The organism is Gammaproteobacteria bacterium (assembly GCA_022340215.1).
Taxonomy (GTDB): Bacteria; Pseudomonadota; Gammaproteobacteria; order JAJDOJ01; family JAJDOJ01; genus JAJDOJ01.
The window spans coordinates 1-20,585 of the sequence record JAJDOJ010000054.1; the positions used below are offsets into that span (position 1 = coordinate 1).

Consider the following 20,585-nt stretch of genomic DNA (forward strand, 5'->3'; position numbering starts at 1 on the left):
CTTGCGCCTGGCCTTGAGCGTCTCGAGCTCGTGTTGCAGGGTCTCGATCTCCTCTTGCAGCGCCGCCTTGTGCCGCACGAACGGCTCGACATGCTTGGGTTCGATGGGCTCCTCGAGGGTCATGGCGGCGAATTTGGCCAGGCGCCGGGTGAGCTTGCCGGTGGCCGAGCGCACCTGTCCGTCGAGGTGGCGATAATCGGGGTTGACGACAGTAGGGGCCGCAGAAACAGCCTCGGTTCGATAATCGACCAAGCGGTCCAGGCCGAAGTTCTCGCGGGCATACTCTTGAAGAAGTTTTCCTGCGACCAGCGGGCGAACATGGCCATGGCCAAGGGGCCGCGGCACGATCTCATGCTCGATGACCTGGATCGGCCCCGGATCGACCACTTGGTTGACGACGAACAAGGGTTGGTCGTCCATGGCGTTGACCCAGTAGTCGGTCGTGGCGCGCAGACACAGGCGCTGGGGGACCCGGTCCAGGCCCAGCAGATTGCCCCACTCGCCCGGGGTGCTGTCGCGTAGCGACTCGATCGATTCGAGGCGCGCCAGTGCCATGAAGGCCAGTAGCAGCAACAGGCTGTCGAGACCATAATAGCCCTTCGGTCCCTCCTCGCGGTAGCGCTTCACCGCCCGCTTCAGGCTGATCTTCGTCACCCCGAAGGCGCGCACGATGTCCGCCTGTTTGGCATTGCCGTTGACACAGAACTGGGCGGCGATCGTTTGGAAAGAGGCCCGGTCCTGTTCAGCGTGAACGAACACCGGCATGCTGCCGTTGAAGTAGGTCACGCGTCCATCCCGTTTGCCGAACGCCGGCACGGCGGTAATGGGGGGTGACGCCCTCGGGGAAGATCGGCAACTGGATTTGCGGCATCTGCTTCGGCATCGACGTCGCCGTCACGTCCCATACGCAAGGCCTTTCCGGTACCGACGGCGATGACGTGGGTGCCGTATCCCGTGTTCCACTCGAACGCGGGCAGCAGGTGCGCGAGCGACCCGGAGTTCTCCGTACTGGTCGTGGTGTGGTAGTTTATGTCTCAGTCTGGCTCGATAAACTGATGCGTTTAGTCCCATATGCGATGGCACACACGATCGCAGTTGGGATGGGGTATAAATTTGACAGAAAATTCAGGGGAATCTTTCCGACCACGCTAGATCGATTGTAAAAAGGTGTCGATACCGACGGCACCACCGTATCGATTCGGAACCTTGTGCGCGCCCGGGTTTTCGTCGTTGAACGGTGGGTGAATTCGGGGGTCTTCCTTTTCCATATGACGACTCCCGGCGCGGCATCGCTAGCGGAGCGGGATAGTCGACGGATGTCGACGTGCGAGGGTGGCGGTGTGCGGGCCGGTCCCGGGGCAGATTCGCCAAAGTAAGTGTCATTCCGGCTGAAACGGGGTTTATTTTTGATGGGTTACCGCGCACCGGGAGACAGGAAGGTTGATCGTGTACAGTGGGGTTGGGTTGACGGCGAACCCCCGATCGGGTCGCTGAAGCAGAACTCGGTTCTCATCATCGACGACGAGCCGGGTATTCGGAGCTTCCTTCGCCGGGGAATGGAAAAGCAATTCGGTCTGATCGAGGCCGCGGAAGACCTGGATACCGCCGAGCGGCTGGTCGAACGATGCCACTTCGATCTGATCATCGCGGAGGTCCGGCTGCCCGACCGGTCGGATCTGGAGCGGGTCAAGCGGCTCCGGGGCGAGGACCGTAACACCGCGCTCATCTTCATCTCCGCCCACGCGAGCGCCGAAGCGGCGATCGAGGCCCTGCGCGCCGGGGCGGCCGACTTCATCCTCAAGCCCTTTCGTATGGCAGAGATCATGGCGGCCGTCGAGCGATGCATGAAGTATCGCCGGCCGGACCGCGGCGACCCCCTCCGCCGCCAGGGCCCTCAGACCGGTGTATTCGATGATGGTGGCATGGTCGGGGGTTGCGAGGCGATGGCGCGGCTGAGATCCGTCATCAGGCGTATCGCGCCGATGCCCACGACGGTTCTGATCGAGGGTGAATCCGGGACCGGAAAGGAACTCGCGGCGCGCGCCATCCATCTGTGGAGCGGGCGTGGCGGCGGCTTCGTGCCGGTCAACTGTGGTGCGATCGCCCCGGAGCTGATGGAAAGCGAAATATTCGGACACGTCAAGGGCGCATTCACCGGAGCCCATCAGGCGCGAGAGGGACTGTTCGCCTACGCCAACGACGGAACGCTGTTCCTGGACGAGATCAGTGAACTGCCCCTGCCCCTGCAGATTCACCTTCTGCGGGTTCTGGAAGAACAGCGTATACGGCCGGTCGGCGCCAATCGTGAGATACCGGTCGATGTCCGTATCCTCGCCGCATCCAATCGGAATCTGGCCCTGGAGGTCGAGTGCGGCAGGTTTCGCGAAGACCTCTACTATCGGCTGAACGTAGTCAGCGTGCGCATGCCTGCGCTGCGAGAGCACCTCGAGGACGTGCCCGAACTGGTGGATTTTTTCGTCCGGACCCTGTCCAGCGATATGGGAATCGCACCGCGTCCGATAGAGAAGACCGTGCTGGAAGCACTCTGTGTCTACCCGTGGCCCGGCAACGTGCGGGAATTGAGGAACGTGATCGAGCGCTGCCTGGCCCTGGGTCAGAGTCCGGAAAATTGCCTGCGCGGCGGACCCTCCGGAGAAGCGCCACCGCCCGCCGGGGAGGACACGCAGGCGTTGTCGCTGGAGGTGGTGGAAAAGCGCCATATCCTGAAGGTGCTGGACATGAACGACGGGAACAAGTCCGCCGCCGCCAGGCAGCTCGGGGTCTCTCGCAAGACGCTGGAGCGCAAGGTCCAGGCCTGGCAATCGGACGACCGGATTTCAAGTCAATAGGCGGTTGCCCGTAGGTCAAGGCGGCCGGTCCTGTGGGGGAGAGGTCGGCACGCGCGGTCCTTCACGGTCAATCGTCACCCCACAGCAACTGCCCGCAGCCCTTCAGGTCGTATCCGGTCAACTCGTCCGCCAGTTCCAGGCTCTGGCCCGTTCGCAGACGCGTAATGAGGTCCTGGAACAGGCGCCGGAACCAGATCGGCCGGGGCAGGACGAAATCGAACGATTCCCAGCCGAAGGAGATGAATCCCAGCCCGAACTCGGTGGCCACGGAGCGGGCCCCGGGTGCGACATCGGCCAGGTCCATGGCCACTGCGCTGGCGGCCTCGCGCTCGGATAGGGCGGTGACCTCCGATTTGAGCGAACTGGGGTTCAGCCCGTGCCTGCCGAGCACCTCGATCAGGTAACGCTGCGCACCGGCGCCGTTCTGGCGCAGGGCCCAGCGGAACTGGCGATCGAACAGCTTTTCGATCTCCTGGGTGAATTTCAGTACCGGCGGGGCGACGAGCAACCCCTGCTCGCGCCGGAAGGCACGGATCAGCACCCAGCTTCGGTGCTGGTCGAACTGGCGGAGCAGGGCGGGGTGACGGGTGTGGCTTTCGTTCGCGGGGCCCCAGTGCATCCCGCAGACATCGGCCCGCTGGGCCTGCAGCAGACCCAGGCCCAGGCGTGTCCCCGTTGGGGTGTAACTGACCAGCGCGTGCGGGCCGGTGTCGCGTGCGTACTCGGTAATCACGCGATACAGGAGTGGGTCGTCGCTTCCGGTGAGGATCATCCTGTCGGACAACAGGCCGCCGTGGGAGGAGTCGAGCATCCAGCGGTCAATCAGTTCCCGGGGAAACATCCACTTGCCGGTCACCTTGGTCGCGGGGATGGTTCCCTCGTTGACCAGCGCGTAGACCTTCTTCTCGTTGAGCTGCAGGTATTCGGCGACCTGTCTGACGCTCATGAACACATCCGTTTCCTGACGCAGTACCGCTGCCATGCTCAGGTCCTCTGGTGCTCGGCGCCCCGCACGGCGGCGCGGGGCTTGCTTGGAATCGCATCGAAATCGATCTGCCCGGCGCCGTTGTAGACGAGAAAGTGACGGCCCTTGGCGCGTGCGATCAGTGTGACACCGACCTTTTCGGCCAGTGACTGGCCCATCTGGGTGGCGCCGGAGCGCGACAGCAGCACCGGTATGCCCATCTGTGCCACCTTGATCACCATCTCCGAGGTCAGTCTGCCGGTGGTATAAAAGATCTTGTCGTGTCCCCGGGTGTCGTTGAGCCACATCTGCCCGGCGATCGCGTCGACCGCATTATGCCGGCCGACATCCTCGACGAAGTGGAGCAGGCTGTCGCCATGACACAGTGCGCAGCCGTGGACCGCGCCAGCGCGGCGGTAGACCTCGTTGCGTTCGCTCAGGCGTTCGAGCAGGCGGTACAGGGTAGACTGGCGCGTCGTGACACGGGGAAGACGGATCGATTCGAGGTCGTCCATCAGGCCGCCGAACACCGTTCCCTGACCGCATCCGGTGGTAACCGTTCGCCGGCCCAGTCTTTCCTCGAGGTTCTCGACACCGTCGTGCGTCGTGATCACGGCGGATTCGGTTTCCCAGTCGACCTGGATTGCCTTGATATGGGTCGGGTCCGGTACCAGGCGCTGGTTGCGCAGCCATCCCAGCACCAGGAGTTCGGGCTGGGTCCCCAGGGTCATCAAGGTGACGATCTCCTGCTTGTCGAGATAGACCGTCAGGGCGCGTTCGGCGGCAATGTGGCCCTCCCGCGGGTGCCCGTATTCGTCGATGGCGGTAATCGGGGCAGCGGCCTGCAGGCCGGCGTCGGTCATTTGCGGGAGCGGCCTGGTGGCGAGGTTTTCAGCGCGGTCCATGGGTTTCTCCTGCCGTCGTGTCAGGGGCAACGTAGTCCGGGGTTCGGATCGATCGGTCGGTCATGGCCGGTTGTGCTCAACGGGGGCACGGCGATCGCTACGCGCATTCTCCCTGACTCCTCGAACCTGCAAGTACCATTCCACGGAGGATCGCCCCGCGAAGGGCATCCATGAAGATGGCGGATTGTCCATCATTGTCGCTGCCGCCCCGGCCTGGATCGCGACATGTTGTCCCGATCGGGACAGGTCGCCGGGACAATTTGATCCATATCCACAGGCGTTTCTGGTGCCTTTTGCCGTCTATCCGTGGCGTTCAGGACGCTTCACGGTGCATGCTTGTGGCCTGCAAATTGCTCGTATCTGGTGTTGCCCCAGCGTTATTCCGCCTGAACAAGACGATGACCCACTCGGTTCCCGCGAACGAACCCAACAGCGATCTGCCGGATTTTCTGCCCGTGGCTGTCATCATGGAGCGGCGTCCGACCGCGAGCCGGTGGCAGTCGGTGTCCTGGTCCGTCGTCGGCGTGACCGTCGGCCCGGAACCGGATCCGGACCGCTCGCCGAGGGTCATTCGGGACGAAGACGGTATTCGGCAGGTCATGTATGGCGGCTACCGGGTCAGGCTGCACCGGGACGAGTGCGAGAGCTACTACCACAATCTGAGATCCCCCGCGCCGGGGTGTTACGTCATCGCCCGACCCGGTGCGGACGAGGAGCCGGTCCCGTTTCAGGTCTCGCTCAGCTTCGATGAGGCCAACGCCTATCTGGAGGGCGAGGATACGGTCTTTACGGCACCGATTCCTGCGGAACTTTACCGGTGGACCGAACGGTTCGTGTTGATGCACTACGTTCCCGAGAAGCGAAAAAAGCGCAAGCGTGACGACTGGAAGGGTGCGAGGCGGGGCTGACGGGGCGGAACCATGAGCCGGCGAGAATTCGATACGGATCCCGATATTTCTTCCGGTGAGGGCTGGCTTGCGCGCTGGTCGCGACGCAAACGGGAAGCCGGCAGGGGCGAGATTGAGGATGCGCCGGCACCCGCTGCGCCGTCCGGTGAGACGGGTGACGGCGCCACCGAGCCGCCCGGCGACCTCGACATGCCGCCGCTCGAGTCGCTCGACGAGGACTCGGACTACAGCGGGTTCATGTCTCCGAAGGTCAGTGACGCGCTGCGTAAGCAGGCGTTGCGCAAGCTGTTCGCGACCGGGGTATTCAACGTCCGGGACGGGCTCGATGACTACGACGATGATTTCACGAGCTTCGCGAAACTCGGGGACGTGATCACGGCCGAGATGCGCCGCCAGTTGGAGCACCTGAAAGACGAGGCCGGTGCGGGCGAGCCCGCGCTGGCGGGCGCCGATACCGTACCGGTCCCGCCCGTTGAGGATCGGGACCGCGTGGTGCGGCGGGATGAAGTCGCGGTGAGGGCGCAGGCGCCAGCCCCCGCGCGGGACGAAGGATCTCGCCCGAATACCGAATCGGACGATGGCGATGTCGACAATGACCGAGCAGAGAAACCGAAGGGCGCGTGACGCCGCCCTGGCCGCGGCGTCCGGGCTCACCGTGGAACCGACCAGCCTGATCGGGTACGAGTCCCGGGGTCGCGTGACCGTGATCGGCGGGCAGCGGGCGCTCGAGGCGGCGGCCCTGATGGACGCCCGTCTGGAACCCCGGTTGATCCTGACCGACGGGGAACCGGCAGGGGAGGTGTCGCACCTGAGCGCACTGCATCGGGAGATCGCCGTGGCGGGGTACCTCGGTAACTTCACGGTGACGCTCGGGGCGACCACCTCCGAGGCAGCGGTCGAACTGGCGTCGGACCTGGTTCTGGACCTCTCGGGTTCACCCTTGCTGTCCGCGCCGCTGAACCCGCCGGGGTATATGACCTCGGGCCCCGCGAAGACGGACCTGCGCCTGGCCGTGGATGCCCTGGCGGAACTGACAGGGACCTTCGAGAAGCCGAAGTACTTCGCCTACGACCCCTCCCTGTGCGCACACGGCAGGTCCGGAACGACTGCCTGCAGCCGCTGCATCGACGTCTGTCCCGCCGATGCGATCACCGGTCTGGGCGAAACCGTGGCGGTGAATCCCTATCTCTGCCAGGGGGGTGGGGCCTGCGCGAGCGTGTGTCCGGGCGGCGCCATCCGCTACGTCTATCCGTCGGTGCAGGACACGCTGGCGCGGTTGCGCCGCATGCTGGCCGTCTACCGGAAGGAAGGGGGAGAGGAACCGATTGTCGTGTTCCATGCGCAGGAATCGGCGCTTCCGGATCCTGTCCCCGCGAACGCCCTGCCGGCGGCGGTCGAGGAACTGGCGAGTGTCGGTATCGAGGTCTGGCTGTCGGCGCTCGCCTACGGTGCCGGGGCGGTGTTGCTATTCGACGATGGGAGGGTCCCCGTGCGGGTGCGTGAAGCCATCGAGCAGCAGCGCACGACGGCATCCGAGATCCTGAGCGGGATGGGTTATCCGGTAAGCGCCGTGCGGTGGGTCGAGGGCGCCAACCTGGCGGGAGCCTGCGGCGAGGCGCTGATGCCGCCGATCTCGCCGGCCGCCTACGAAGGCGCCGGAGGAAAGCGCCGGACGGCCTTCATGGCCATCGATGCCCTGCACGAGCAGGCCTTGGCCGGCGCGGCGGCGCGGGCCCGCCCCCTGGTGACGCTCACGGTGGGCGCAGCCTTCGGCGAGGCCCGGGTCGACGAGTCGTCCTGCACGCTGTGTCTGGCCTGTGTGGGGGCGTGCCCGGGCAATGCCCTGCAGGGTGGACAGGATGTCCCGCAACTGCGGTTCATCGAGTCGAACTGCCTGCAGTGCGGGTTGTGCACCCGAACCTGCCCGGAGGACGCGATCTGGATCGCTCCCCGTCTGCTGTTCGACCGTGAGGAGCGTGGCCGCCCGAGGACGCTCCACGAGGCGTCGCCGTTCTGCTGTGTGAGCTGCGGCAAACCGTTCGCCACCCGATCGGTCATCGACCGGATGCTGAAGCGGCTGGAAGGCCACTGGATGTTCAGGGACGGGCGCGCCCGGCGGCGACTCATGATGTGTGAGGACTGTCGTGTCGTCGACGCCGTGCAGGACCCCGAGATGATGGAGCGGGACGTCCGCCGGGACGGAATGATGCAATAGGGTTACCGGCGTCCTGGCGACCGCCAGGTCGTTGCGGGGTATCGTTTAGGACCTTTGTTCCGTTCAGGCCCGAATTTTTATTTGCAGGTTGGGCTGCCGATTGCATCTGAGATAACGAGTTAGAGGAGATCTCATGGCCCGGTTAGAGAGAAAATCGGTCGACCGCGGCACGCCACAGTCCATCGTGGGGCGTGACACCGGCCCCGCGGAGGTGGAGCAGCAGTACCGGGCCGCCGCCTACGGGATACTGGCCGCGTTGCTGCGCTCCGCGCCGTCCCAGGAACTGCTCGAGCAGGTCGGGGGATTCGCCGGAATCGACGATGCCGCCGACGAGATGGCGCTGTCGATGTCCCTGCTGGGCCTGGCGGCGGCGAGGTGTTCGGCGGACTCCATCGGGGAGGAGTTCCACGGCCTTTTCATCGGTCTGGGACGCGGTGAACTGCTGCCCTACGGTTCCTACTACCTGACCGGGTTCCTGATGGAGAAATCGCTGGGTGACTTGCGCGACGACCTTCGGCGGCTGGGATTCGCCCGTGAGGCCGACGTCCACGAACCGGAAGATCATATCGCCGCGCTGTTCGAGGTGATGGCAATGCTGATTCAGGCAGGGGGTAGTCACGCCACGCAGGAGGCGTTCTTCGCGGCGCACATCGATTCGTGGGTCCAGCGGTTCTTCACGGATATGGCGGCTGCGGGCAGCGCCGTCTTTTACAAGGCGGTGGCCCGTTTCGGCAATGCCTTCATGGGTATCGAGAAGCGTTATTTCACGGCGGAGTCGTGACGGGGCCGGGATCGACGCCGCTTCAACCAGGATGAACGGATTTCCCTGAAAGGAGAGATCGAAATGAAGAGAACCGAGAAGACCCAGATCAGCCGGAGGAGGTTTCTGCGAGACAGCGCCGCCGTCGGCGCAGGGGCCGCCATCGTCGCATCGTCTCCCGCGTCTGCCTTGGATCTGGCCGAGACCGGTCCGGCGGAGCCGAAAGCCCGCGGATACCGGCTGACCGAGCATATCGCGTCCTACTACAGAACGGCCGCGGAATAGGCGCCTTGGGAGCAGGAGAATGGCTATGAAACTGATGAAGACCTCCGATCGGGTAGCGGACCGGAAACGGGATCCCGTGGCCTCCCTGGCCGCCGGTGGTAATGCAGCAATATCGCGGCGCGACTTTCTGCGCAGCTCCGGCCTGATGGCCGGCGGTGCGGTGCTGTCCACGACGCTGGCCCCGTCCATGATGAAGAAGGCCGAGGCCACGGCGGTCGAGGAGGGCGGAGAGGTCGAGGAGATCAAGACGATCTGCACCCACTGTTCGGTGGGTTGCGGGATCGTCGCCGAGGTGCAGAACGGTGTCTGGACGGGACAGGAGCCCGCATTCGACCATCCTTTCAATCACGGTGCGCACTGCGCGAAAGGCGCCGCGGTGCGCGAGCACGGGCATGGTGACCGCCGGCTCAGGTACCCGACCAAGTTGGTGAACGGCAAATGGACCCGGATCACCTGGGAGCAGGCCATCGACGAGGTCGGCGGCCGCCTGCTGAAGATTCGCGAGGTGTCGGGCCCCGATTCGGTCTACTGGCTGGGCTCGGCCAAGCACAACAACGAACAGGCCTATCTGTTCCGCAAGTTCGCCGCCATGTGGGGCACCAACAACGTCGATCATCAGGCGCGGATCTGTCACTCGACGACGGTCGCCGGGGTTGCCAACACCTGGGGCTACGGCGCCATGACCAACTCCTACAACGACATCCACAACAGCAAGGCGATCCTGATCATCGGTGGCAACCCCGCCGAGGCCCATCCGGTCTCCCTGCAGCACGTGTTCAAGGCGAAGGAGCAGAACAACGCCCCGCTGATCGTGATCGATCCACGCTTCACCCGTACGGCCGCGCATGCCAGCCAGTACATACGGTTACGTCCGGGGACGGATGTGCCCGTGATCTGGGGCATGATGTGGCACATCTTCGAGAACGGCTGGGAGGACACGGAGTTCATCAACCAGCGGGTCTACGGTATGGACGACGTCAAGAAGGAGGTCGCCAAATGGACCCCGGACGAGGTCGAACGGGTGTCGGGCGTTCCCGAAGTGGAGATCTACACGGCGGCCAAGACCATGGCGGACCATCGCCCCGGCACCTTCATCTGGTGCATGGGCGGCACGCAGCACACCATCGGCAACAACAACACCCGGGCCTACTGCGCGTTTCAGCTCGCGCTCGGCAACATGGGCGTTTCCGGTGGCGGCACCAATATCTTCCGCGGCCACGACAACGTGCAGGGCGCGACCGACTTCGGTGTCCTGAGCCACACACTCCCGGGGTATTACGGGCTCTCCGAGGGCGCCTGGAACCACTGGGCGAAGGTCTGGGACCTCGATCCGGAATGGGTCAAGGGACAGTTCGATCCGGCGAGCTACGAGCAGGACAAGGGCAAGGACGTGAGCGCGATGCACACCAAGGGCATCCCGGTGTCGCGCTGGATCGACGGGGTGCTGGAGGACAAGGAGAACATCGCCCAGAAGGACAACGTGCGCGCGATGGTCTTCTGGGGACACGCGCCCAACAGCCAGGTCCGCGGCCAGGAGATGAAGGAGGCGTTCGAAAAGCTCGACACGCTGGTCATCATCGACCCGTATCCCACCGTCTCGGCCGTCATGCACGACCGTACCGACGGGGTCTATCTGCTGCCGGCCTGCACGCAGTTCGAGACCTACGGCTCGGTGACCGCCTCGAACCGCTCGCTGCAATGGCGTGACCGGGTCATCGAACCCCTGTTCGAGTCGTTGCCCGACCAGACCATCATGTACAAGCTGGCCGGTAAACTCGGTTTCGCCGACCGGTTGTGCAAGCACATCGAGGTCAAGGACGACGAGCCGGTGATCGAGGACATCGCCCTCGAATACAACAAGGGCATGTGGACGATCGGCTATACGGGACAGAGTCCGGAGCGGTTGAAGAAACATCAGCAGCACTGGGGGACCTTCGACTACACCTCGCTCCAGGCCGAGGGCGGTCCCTGCGACGGGGAATACTACGGTCTGCCGTGGCCCTGCTGGGGCTCCGCGGAGATGGGGCATCCGGGTACGCCGAACCTGTACGACACCAGCAAGCCGGTCGCCGAGGGAGGGTTGACCTTCCGGGCCCGCTTCGGTGTGGAGCGCGACGGCGTGAACCTCCTGGCAGAGGATTCGTACTCGAAGGGCTCGGAGATCAAGGACGGTTATCCCGAGTTCACCGCCGAGATGCTCAAGCAACTGGGCTGGTGGGACGACCTCACCGAGGAGGAGAAGGCCCTGGCCGAGGGCAAAAACTGGAAGACCGACCGCTCCGGCGGTATCCAGCGCGTCGCCATCAAGCACGGCTGCGCGCCGTTCGGCAACGCCAAGGCCAGGACGGTCGTGTGGACCTTCCCCGACCCGGTGCCGATCCACCGCGAACCGCTGTACACCTCGCGGCGTGACCTGGTGGAGAAATACCCGACCTACGAGGACCGCAAGTCCTTCTACCGGCTGCCGACCCGATACGGCTCGATCCAGGCGAAGGACTACTCGAAGGACTATCCGATCATCCTGACCTCGGGCCGCCTGGTGGAATACGAGGGCGGCGGGGACGAGACGCGGTCCAACCCCTGGCTCGCCGAGCTGCAGCAGGACATGTTCGTCGAGATCCATCCGCGTGACGCCAACGACAGCGGCGTCAAGGACGGTGACGACGTGTGGGTCGAGGGCGCCGAGGGCGCCAGGGTCAAGGTCAAGGCGCAGGTCACCCGCCGCGTCGGGGAAGGTGTCGCCTTCATGCCGTTCCACTTCGGCGGGCACTTCGAGGGCAAGGACCTGCGGGCGAAGTATCCCCAAGGTGCCGATCCGATCGTACTCGGCGAGGCCTGTAACACGGCCATGACCTACGGTTACGACTCGGTTACCCAGATGCAGGAAACCAAGGCATCCCTGTGCCGGATTACCAAAGCCTGAAACGCGGGAGTAACGAAAAATGGCCGTGATGAAATTCTATTGCGATGCCGAACGCTGCATCGAGTGCAACGGTTGTGTCACCGCATGCAAGAACGAGAACGAGGTTCCCTGGGGCGTCAATCGCCGGCGGGTCGTGACCATCAAGGACGGCGAACCGGGCGAACGTTCCCTGTCCGTGGCCTGCATGCACTGTGCCGATGCGCCCTGCGCCGCGGTGTGCCCGGTCGACTGTTTCTACACCACCGAAGACGGCGTCGTGCTGCACGACAAGGACATCTGCATCGGATGTGGCTACTGCTTCTACGCCTGTCCGTTCGGCGCCCCGCAGTTTCCGAAGGACGGTGCCTTCGCCTCGCGCGGCAAGATGGACAAATGCACCTTCTGCGCCGGCGGACCGTTACCGGACAGCAGCAGCGAGGAATTCCGCAAGTACGGCTCGAACCGGCTCTCCGAAGGCAAATTGCCCGCCTGCGCCGAGATGTGCGCGACCAAGGCACTGCTCGCGGGTGACGCGGACATGGTTTCGGAGATCTATCGAAAACGTGTCGCCAACCGCGCCCAGGCCGCCCTCGGGAAGGGCTATCAGCTACGCCAGCGGAACATGGGATCCGGCGGGGTTGACATGGAAGGCAAGGTGACGAACTGACACCCGTCCTTATGAGGGTCTTCCGATTCACCTGAAAGATGGGAAATTGACGGGAGAAACGCATCGCATGCACAGGACAAAGACACCATTCACCGGGGGGCACGGGATCGTGGCGTGGGTTGTCGTCACGGTCCTCGCGGTGCTGATACTGCCGCTGTTGCCCTACGCGTTCATTGACGATGCGGGGGGTACTCCTGCCGTTATCTCCGTACCGAATCCCGGCGCCGACCTTTGGCGGGAGGTCAGGCAGCGCGACACAGCGCTGAGTGGGAGCACGCAGGTCAGGGGTGTCGACACCGGGGTCCTCATCAATTCCGGTGGCGAGGAGTGGCGGGAGTTTCGCAGAGAGACACTCATCCCGTACAGCGCCTGGATCTTCGGAGCGCTGATCGTCGGACTGTTTCTGTACCTGATCCTGCGTGGACGCATCCGGATCAAGGCCGGCCGCTCCGGTGTTCGGATTCCGCGCTATTCGGTATTCGACAGAACGGTCCATTGGGTCATGGTCGCCGTGTTCCTGACGTTGGCATTGACCGGCCTGATCCTGCTCTACGGACGGTTCGTCCTGATCCCACTGCTCGGTCCGGAGGGGTTCGGCGCCACGGCCCAGGCGAGCAAGCTGGTGCATGACATCGCGGGTCCGGTCTTCATCGTGACCCTGGTCCTGATGACGGTCTCCTATTTCCGGGAGGCACTGATCGACTGGAAGGTGGACACGAAGTGGGTACTGCGGGCAGGCGGTTATCTCGGCGGCGCGCAGCCGAGTTCCGGAAAGATCAACGCCGGACAGAAGGCATGGTACTGGACCGTGGTGCTTGGCGGACTGCTGCTGGTGGCCAGCGGCCTGGTGATGTATTTTCCAAACTTCGAGCAGGGACGGTTCATCCTGCAGGCCTCCCATGTGGTCCATAGCCTGGCCGCGGTATTCGTGATCGCCTTCCTGTTCCTACACATCTATCTGGGGTCGATCGGGATGGAGGGTTCTATGGAAAACATGATCGGCGGGTACTGCGACGAGAACTGGGCGAAGCAGGAGCACAAACTCTGGTACGAGGAGATGAAGGCGGAAGGGAAGGTCGGTGCGAGTTTCGATGCGGAACGGAAGCCGTCTGCCTCCGAAGCTGCCGTGCGCACCGCAGGGACCTGATGTCCGCGAGTGGTGGCCAGCGGACACACCGTCCATTCTCGGAAGCCTGCGAGCAGAACCGGCAGCCCATACTGGCCGTGATCGGCCCCGCATTCGAGGATGTCGAGACCGTACTGGAGATCGGCAGCGGTACCGGCCAGCACGCGGCGTTCTTCGCTGCATCGATGCCGCATCTGCGTTGGCAGACTGCCGATGTGCCGGAGAACCACCCCGGCATTCGCCTATGGCTCGAGGACGCCGGCCTGCCCAACCTGTTGCCGCCAATCTCGCTCGAGGTCACGGGCGATTGGCCGGATGAAGCCTTCGATGCGGTCTTCAGCGCCAACACCGCCCACATCATGTCCCTGGCCGAGGTCGGGGAGATGTTCTGTGGCGTGGCCGGGGTGCTGCGCCCCGGTGGGCGCTTCGCCCTCTACGGTCCCTTTAACTACGGCGGCGCCTACACCAGCCGCAGCAACGCCGATTTCGATCGCTGGCTGAAGGCCCGCGACCCGGACAGCGGCATACGTGATTTCGAGCACCTCGACCGCCTCGCGGATTCTCTCGGCCTGCGCCTGATCGCCGATCACGCCATGCCGGCCAATAACCGCACCCTGATCTGGGGCAGCCCGGCCGGATGACCTGGACAATTTCCGCGGTTCACATCCGCACCCCGATACGCTTCCCAGGTGACGCCGACAGCGTGTCTTCAGCCGGGCTCATCGTGCGCCCCGGGGGGCTCAGCTAGTCCGTCCAGCAGATGCGGACTTCCTCAACCGCCCTGGCGGTGCCGCGGTGTACGATCAGGGTGTAACGACCCTCTTCGATGCGTGTCCCCTGGGGAGGGATGCTACCCGTCTTGTGCAAGATAAAACCGGCAAGCGTGGAATAGCCCCCTGCGGGGAGCTCGACTCCCAGCCCTTCGGCGAGCGGGGTCAGCTCGGTGCGCCCGCTGGTGAGATAGTCGCGCTCGCCCAGTTTCTGAAACAGCTCCTCGGATGTCTCCGGGGTGTCGTACTCGTCGTGCAGGTCCTCGACCACCTCCTCGACGATATCCTCTACGGTCACGATACCTTCTGCAGCCCCAAACTCATCGACCACCACCGCGACGACCTCGCCGGTCGTGCGTAAATAAAGGAGCAGATCGCGAATGCTCTTGCTGGAGGGCACGTAATGGGTCTCGCGGACGAAGTCCGAGATCGGTCGTTCGTCGGCTTCGCCAAGCAGGTCCAGGACGTTGAGCATGCCCGCCACACGATCGACCCGCTCCTCGTAGACCGGTAAGCGGATGTGTGCTGCCTCCGACGCCAGACGGCGCGCCTCTCCACAGGTGGCCTGCCTCTCGACCGCGGTCACGTCGATCAATGGACACATGGCGTCGCGCACCAGTGTCTCGGTGAAGTTGAAGGAGCGCCGGATCATCTCCTTTTCACCCGGCTCGATGTCACCGCGGGCGGCGGTGTGCAAGCACAGCATGGTCAGGATTTCTTCGCGCAGCGTGAAAGGATTACCCTCGATACCGCCCGCCAACTTGGCCAGCAGGCGGGTGAGCAGGGTGAAGAACAACAGGATCGGGTAGAAGAGGTACGAGAAGAAGCGTAGTACAAAGATGACATGGGGCGTCAATACGTCCGCACGTTGCTGGAAAACGCTCTTGGGGACGATCTCGCCGAAGATCCAGATCAAGGGCGCGGCCAACCCCACCGCGAGCAAGCTTCCGTGCTCGCCGAAGAGGTGGATCATCAGTGCGGTGATCATGGTGGTGTTGGTGACCACGGAGATGTTCGTTCCGACAAGGGTTGTCGAGAGCAGCCATTCGGGTCTCTGCAGCATTTCGAGGGCGAGCTTCGCACCCTTGGAGCCCTTCGCCGAATTGAGGCGCAGCTTCATCTGGTCGGCGCTGACCACGCCGATCTCGGAGCCGGAGAAGAAGCCCTCCAGGAGCAGACAGACCAGGCAGATGAGCAGAGTACTCAGTATGTCCATGGCGCAGCCGATTGCCAATTCACGGGTCCGGGCCATAACCGAGTGCTCGTCACGGTCACTTGCCTCATCGCTTCGGGTCCTCCGGCCCGTGACTCACGGGTGCGGGCGAATCGACGACAGAATCCGCTTCTTCCCGCGTCTGTGAGCCTGGCGGCGGCTGCTCGACCTGTGGCGGTCCCGGCACCTCGACGGTCAGCTCCGCGATGCGATTGCTCTCGATGCGTTGTGCGCAGAATTGGAATGGGCCTATCTCGATGGCATCACCCTCCGCCGGCAGCTCTCCGAAATGATGCAATACCAGGCCGCCCAGGGTCTTCAGTTCTTCGACCTCGAGGAATGCGTCGAAACGGGCGTTGAAGTCCTCGATGGGGGTCGAACCGGGCAACGTAAAGCGGTTTCCCGGCAGCTCGCGGATCCAATCCTCTTCCGCTTCGTCCGACGGGGTGGGAATATCGCCGAAGATGGCCTCCAACAGGTCGCCCATCGTGATCAGGCCGGTAACGCCACCATACTCGTCGACCACGACGGCAAACGACTTGTGGCGCTCGCGGAAGCTGTCGAACATATCTGCCGCGGACTTCGACTCGGGCACGAAAAAGGGCTTCCGCAGGATGCCATGCAAAGGTCGCTGGTCACTACCAAGCACGGAGAGATCCACCTTGAGCAGGTCGCGCGCATGCAGGATGCCGACGACGTTGTCGCGATGTTCCTCGAACACCGGCATCCGGGACTGCCTGCTATGGCGGAAGATCTCCAGGATTTCCTCGCCGCCGGCATTTTTCGGCACAAAGGTGACGTCCGCCCGCGGGGTCATCAGATCTTCCACCGTCCTGTTGCGGAGGTCGAAGATATGGTCGATCAGTTGGGCCTCCATGTGGTCCAGCGTCCCTTCGCCAACCGCCTCGTGGGCCAGGGTACGCACCATGTCTTCTGTGACGATGTTGCCCGGGGAACGCTCGGTGCCAACGATCAAGGTGGTGAACCAGTCGGCTACCGTGCGCACCGCCCAGCGTAAAGGGGCTATGAGGCGCGCAAACAAGTCGATAGGGCCACTCTGAAAGGTCGCGAAGGCCACGTTGTTGCGGATCGCAAGGGTCTTGGGCGTGATTTCCCCAACCAGGAGCAGGATGGGCACCATGATGAAGAGATTGAACAGCTTGTCTTCGGCGCCTAAAAGCTGGATTACCATCGCGGCAGACAGCACCGAGGCGGCCACATTGACGAATTCGTTGCCGATCAGGATGGTGACGATGAGCCGCCGGGGCTCACTGAGCAGGCGCTTGATCAGGCCGATACGCGGATTCCCATCGATGCGCATCTTCTCGATCTGTACGTTGTTGAGGGAGAAAAGCGAGGTCTCCGAACTCGAAAAGAACGCGGAGAAGCCGAGCAGAACGACAAAAAGTACCAGTTCGATCCAGAAGGGGAAATCCAAAGCTGCGTGGACCTCTCGGGTGAGACCAGGGGGCGCAGAGCGAAGCCCCCCTGGCGCGCCAATGTGACAGAAATGTGACAGAAACGTAACAGAAAAACTGGGGAACGGCTATCGGCACCAGATAAGTGCTTGATAATTGGGGCCTGCTTTGCCTCCGGACGCGGGATCCGGCGCTGAACCGAACACGGGCTGGCCAGGCTGCTGTACGCCACGACGGGCCAGGGTCTGGAATCAGGACCGACCGAACCCGGGAGCGTCGGCGTTGCCGGCGATCTTCCCGATGATGAAGTCCGCGATCTGTCCGGGATCGTTGAGATCGAGGCCCGGCAGGTGAGTTCCCGACTCGGGGATCGGTGCGTCGCTGGCGAAGGCGATGACGTCAGGATCGTCGGGGAACAACAGCGGCTTGTTCAGTGACGGCCGGTGCAGTTCGATCTTCGGGTAGTGCTCATGTTTGAAGCCTTCCACCAGGACGAGATCGGTGCGTTGCAGGTCCAGCCGGTCCAGTAGCTCGGACAGTGTCGGCTCGTCACGCCCCGCATCGAACTCCGTCATCAGCGCCATGCGCCTGCGCGATGAGATCAGCATCTGGCAGGCGCCCGCCTTGCGAAGCGCGTAGCTGTCCTTGCCGGGATGGTCGATATCGAACTTGTGATGCGCGTGCTTCACGACGGCGACACGCATGCCGCGGGTCACCAGCAACGGAAGCAACTGCCTGAGCAGGGTCGTCTTGCCCGTTCCACTCCACGCGCAGAACCCGAGGATGGGGACATGCTTTTCGATCATGCGGATGTTTCCTTGTGAAGGGAGCCGGAGGTTACTGTTCCGGATTGGCTCTGAAGGGGATGGTATCCGGGACCGGAGGGTTCGCCGGATCCGGGAGAGAGGTCTGCACCTCGGAGAAGGATTGCGAGAATCCGGATTGTACCCGATTAACGCTGGAGCCCGGACAGAGTCATCGTGAAAACCTTTTACAGAAGCGGATCCACCGGGATGGTGCGACCTCAGCCCTGGTATCGCCCCCAGAAACACGTTGAAGCGAGCCTGATCCGGCCCTGACAACGGGTGGTTGTGGTATGGTTGCGCCGCTGAAAAGGAGGGCAGAGTTGAATCCCGTCAAGGTCGGTCTGTTGGGGCTCGGTACCGTGGGTTGCGGCACCGTGGATGTGTTGTCGAGGAACGCCGAGGAGATTGCGCGCAGGGCCGGGCGTGGGATCCGTGTGACCACCGCCGCCGCACGCGACACCGGGCGCAGGCGCCCCTGCGACACGAGCGGTTTGGTGATCACGGACGATCCGTTTCGCGTTGTCGACGATCGCGGGGTGCAGATCGTCGTCGAGTTGATCGGCGGGTCCGACCTCGCGCTCGAACTCGTCCTGCGCGCGATCGACAACGGCAAGCACGTGGTGACGGCCAACAAGGCGCTGATTGCGCTCCACGGCAACGAGATCTTCGCCCGGGCCCGCGAGAAGGGCGTGATGGTGGCGTTCGAGGCAGCCGTCGCCGGCGGCATCCCGATCATCAAGGCGATCCGCGAAGGGCTGGCGGGCAATACTATCCACTGGCTCGCCGGCATCATCAACGGCACGGGGAACTTCATCCTCACCGGGATGCGTGACAAGGGCAGGGACTTCGGCGAGGTCCTGGGCGAGGCCCAGCGCCTCGGCTACGCGGAGGCCGACCCGACCTTCGACGTCGAGGGAATCGACGCCGCTCACAAGCTCACCATTCTCGCCTCGATCGCCTTCGGCATCCCGCTGCAGTTCGAACGTGTCTACACCGAGGGGATCACGAACATCACCCCGGACGACGTGGCTTTCGCCGGTGAACTGGGATACCGGATCAAGCACCTCGGGATCGCCCGCCGGCGCGAAGACGGCATCGAGCTGCGTGTCCATCCGACGCTGATCCCGCACAGGCGCCTGATCGCGAATGTCGACGGCGTGATGAACGCCGTGCTGGTGAACGCCGATGCGGTCGGGCCGACGCTCTACTACGGCGCCGGTGCCGGAGCGGACCCCACCGCCTCGGCGGTGGTCGCCGACCTGGTCGATGTGGTGCGTGTTCTCACGTCCGACCCCGAGAACCGCGTACCCCACCTTGCGTTTCAGCCCGATGCGATCAGCGACCTGCCGATCCTCGGAATGGAGGACGTGGAAACGGCGTACTATCTCCGTCTCCGCGCCAAAGACAGGCCGGGTGTGCTGGCCGAGGTGACCCGAATCCTGGGTGATCTGCAGATCAGCATCGAGGCCATTATTCAGAAGGAACCGGAACGCGGAGCATCCGATGCGACGATCATCATGCTGACCCACAGGGTCATCGAGCGCCGTATGAACGACGCCATCGGCCGGATCGAAGACCTGGACTCCATCACCAGGCCGGTGGAACGTATTCGACTGGAAACCCTGGGATGAGATGGGGCGAGAGCTTCTTCCGATATATAAACAGATAGATAAAATATCTTATTAAGGTAAAAAGACAGGTTATCCGCATGCCGTTCAGACCCCGATACACCGGCTTGATCGACAAGTACCGCGACCGTCTTCCGGTACATGACGACACCCGCATCATCAGCCTCGGCGAGGGCAACACCCCGCTGATCCGGATGCACAATATCCCCCGGGAGATCGGCAGGGACGTCGAGATCTACGTCAAGTACGAAGGGCTCAATCCCACCGGTTCGTTCAAGGACCGCGGCATGACGATGGCGGTCACCAAGGCGGTTGAGGAAGGCAGCCGGGCAATCATCTGCGCCTCAACCGGCAACACGTCGGCCTCGGCCGCCGCCTATGCGGCGCGCGCGCGAATCACCGCCTTCGTGGTGATCCCGGACGGCAAGATCGCGCTGGGAAAACTCGCGCAGGCGATGATGCACGGCTCCGTGGTCGTCCAGATCCGGGGAAACTTCGACGACGGCATGCGTCTGGTGCGGGAAGTCGCGGAAGATACCCCTGTGACCATCGTCAACTCGATCAATCCCTTCCGGATTCAGGGCCAGAAGACCGCGGCATTCGAGATCGTGGAGGAACTGGAGTTCGCCCCCGATTTTCACTGCATCCCGGTCGGCAATGCGGGAAACATCACCGCCCACTGGATGGGGTACAGCGAGTACTTCGAGCACGGTATCGTCAATACCCGTCCCATTATGGTCGGGTACCAGGCGCGCGGCGCCAACCCCTTCATCCGGGGCGACATGGTGGATCAGCCTGACACCGTCGCCACCGCGATCCGCATCGGTCACCCCCAGAGCTGGGACAAGGCCTGGGACGTGCAGAAGGAATCCGGGGGCTGGTTCGACGATTGTTCGGACGAGGAGATCCTCGCGGCGCAGAGGTTGTTGACGGAAAAGGAGGGGGTCTTCTGCGAACCGGCCTCGGCCATCTCGCTGGCCGGCGCGCTGAAGGATATCGCCTCGGGGAAGATCCCCGAAGGCAGCAAGATCGTCTGCACCCTCACAGGTCACGGCCTCAAGGACCCGGACACCGCCATACGTCAGTGCGAGGGCGGCCTGATCACCATCGACGCGAACCTGCAGAGCGTGCGCCGCGCCATCGTCGAATATCTGCACTGAAGGCATTGA

18 protein-coding genes and 1 pseudogene are annotated in these 20,585 nt (G+C 63.6%); 12 read left to right on the forward strand and 7 right to left on the reverse strand.

All coding sequences use genetic code 11. From position 1 onward, the window contains the following. Together LJE91_03820 and LJE91_03825 are read right to left on the reverse strand one after the other, a co-directional pair. Positions 1 to 786, reverse strand: a 786-nt coding sequence (locus LJE91_03820; protein MCG6867868.1) for a hypothetical protein, incomplete at its 3' end; no start/stop codon positions are given. A 95-nt stretch (positions 787 to 881) separates the two neighbouring features. After that, positions 882 to 1,019, reverse strand: a pseudogene (locus LJE91_03825) (tungsten ABC transporter substrate-binding protein). Positions 1,020 to 1,409: 390 nt separating this feature from the next. Here LJE91_03825 and LJE91_03830 point away from each other — a divergent pair. Next, the gene (locus LJE91_03830; GenBank protein MCG6867869.1) at positions 1,410 to 2,849 is read left to right on the forward strand and encodes a sigma-54 dependent transcriptional regulator; all 1,440 of its coding nucleotides are present in this window, start codon (positions 1,410 to 1,412) and stop codon (positions 2,847 to 2,849) included. A 67-nt stretch (positions 2,850 to 2,916) separates the two neighbouring features. Here the strand turns inward: LJE91_03830 and LJE91_03835 are convergent, their stop codons facing one another. Together LJE91_03835 and LJE91_03840 are read right to left on the reverse strand one after the other, a co-directional pair. Then, a complete protein-coding gene (locus LJE91_03835; protein ID MCG6867870.1) occupies positions 2,917 to 3,831 on the reverse strand; it encodes a helix-turn-helix transcriptional regulator in 915 nt (304 codons plus the stop codon). A gap of 2 nt (positions 3,832 to 3,833) precedes the next feature. Beyond that, on the reverse strand, positions 3,834 to 4,676 hold the full coding sequence (locus tag LJE91_03840; protein MCG6867871.1) for a formate dehydrogenase accessory sulfurtransferase FdhD: 843 nt from the start codon (positions 4,674 to 4,676) through the stop codon (positions 3,834 to 3,836). Positions 4,677 to 5,116: 440 nt separating this feature from the next. Here LJE91_03840 and LJE91_03845 point away from each other — a divergent pair, with 440 nt between their 5' ends. From LJE91_03845 to LJE91_03885, 9 genes are all read left to right on the forward strand, one after another. Next, entirely contained in the window at positions 5,117 to 5,626 is a 510-nt protein-coding gene (locus LJE91_03845) for a DUF3305 domain-containing protein (GenBank protein MCG6867872.1), read from the forward strand. Between the two features lie 12 nt (positions 5,627 to 5,638). Continuing rightward, the gene (locus LJE91_03850) at positions 5,639 to 6,250 is read left to right on the forward strand and encodes a DUF3306 domain-containing protein (GenBank protein ID MCG6867873.1); all 612 of its coding nucleotides are present in this window, start codon (positions 5,639 to 5,641) and stop codon (positions 6,248 to 6,250) included. Beyond that, positions 6,219 to 7,841 (forward strand): 4Fe-4S binding protein, encoded by a 1,623-nt coding sequence (locus tag LJE91_03855; GenBank protein ID MCG6867874.1) that lies wholly within the window; start codon positions 6,219 to 6,221, stop codon positions 7,839 to 7,841. Before LJE91_03850 ends, LJE91_03855 begins: the two co-directional genes overlap by 32 nt. A gap of 133 nt (positions 7,842 to 7,974) precedes the next feature. Beyond that, positions 7,975 to 8,622, forward strand: coding sequence for a molecular chaperone TorD family protein (locus LJE91_03860; protein ID MCG6867875.1), 648 nt, complete (start codon positions 7,975 to 7,977; stop codon positions 8,620 to 8,622). Between the two features lie 63 nt (positions 8,623 to 8,685). Beyond that, positions 8,686 to 8,886, forward strand: a complete 201-nt coding sequence (locus LJE91_03865; protein MCG6867876.1) for a twin-arginine translocation signal domain-containing protein — start codon at positions 8,686 to 8,688, stop codon at positions 8,884 to 8,886. A gap of 25 nt (positions 8,887 to 8,911) precedes the next feature. Further along, the gene (locus tag LJE91_03870) at positions 8,912 to 11,809 is read left to right on the forward strand and encodes a formate dehydrogenase subunit alpha (protein MCG6867877.1); all 2,898 of its coding nucleotides are present in this window, start codon (positions 8,912 to 8,914) and stop codon (positions 11,807 to 11,809) included. Positions 11,810 to 11,828: 19 nt separating this feature from the next. Further along, positions 11,829 to 12,455 carry a formate dehydrogenase FDH3 subunit beta gene (gene fdh3B, locus LJE91_03875; protein MCG6867878.1) on the forward strand — a complete coding sequence of 209 codons (627 nt, stop codon included), beginning with the start codon at positions 11,829 to 11,831 and terminating at the stop codon, positions 12,453 to 12,455. A gap of 67 nt (positions 12,456 to 12,522) precedes the next feature. Further along, a complete protein-coding gene (locus tag LJE91_03880) occupies positions 12,523 to 13,602 on the forward strand; it encodes a formate dehydrogenase subunit gamma (GenBank protein ID MCG6867879.1) in 1,080 nt (359 codons plus the stop codon). Continuing rightward, a complete protein-coding gene (locus LJE91_03885; protein ID MCG6867880.1) occupies positions 13,602 to 14,222 on the forward strand; it encodes a class I SAM-dependent methyltransferase in 621 nt (206 codons plus the stop codon). The genes LJE91_03880 and LJE91_03885 overlap by 1 nt, the downstream gene beginning before the upstream one ends. Positions 14,223 to 14,325: 103 nt before the next feature. Here the strand turns inward: LJE91_03885 and LJE91_03890 are convergent, their stop codons facing one another. From LJE91_03890 to mobB, 3 genes are all read right to left on the reverse strand, one after another. Continuing rightward, a complete protein-coding gene (locus LJE91_03890) occupies positions 14,326 to 15,603 on the reverse strand; it encodes a hemolysin family protein (protein MCG6867881.1) in 1,278 nt (425 codons plus the stop codon). Between the two features lie 28 nt (positions 15,604 to 15,631). Beyond that, entirely contained in the window at positions 15,632 to 17,002 is a 1,371-nt protein-coding gene (locus LJE91_03895; GenBank protein ID MCG6867882.1) for a hemolysin family protein, read from the reverse strand. A gap of 231 nt (positions 17,003 to 17,233) precedes the next feature. Next, on the reverse strand, positions 17,234 to 17,788 hold the full coding sequence (gene mobB, locus LJE91_03900) for a molybdopterin-guanine dinucleotide biosynthesis protein B (GenBank protein MCG6867883.1): 555 nt from the start codon (positions 17,786 to 17,788) through the stop codon (positions 17,234 to 17,236). A gap of 320 nt (positions 17,789 to 18,108) precedes the next feature. On the opposite strand from mobB, the gene LJE91_03905 reads away from it, so the two are divergent. Then, the gene (locus LJE91_03905; GenBank protein ID MCG6867884.1) at positions 18,109 to 19,419 is read left to right on the forward strand and encodes a homoserine dehydrogenase; all 1,311 of its coding nucleotides are present in this window, start codon (positions 18,109 to 18,111) and stop codon (positions 19,417 to 19,419) included. A 77-nt stretch (positions 19,420 to 19,496) separates the two neighbouring features. Beyond that, complete coding sequence (gene thrC, locus LJE91_03910; protein MCG6867885.1) at positions 19,497 to 20,576, forward strand: threonine synthase; 1,080 nt, start codon at positions 19,497 to 19,499, stop codon at positions 20,574 to 20,576. Positions 20,577 to 20,585 lie beyond the last annotated feature (9 nt).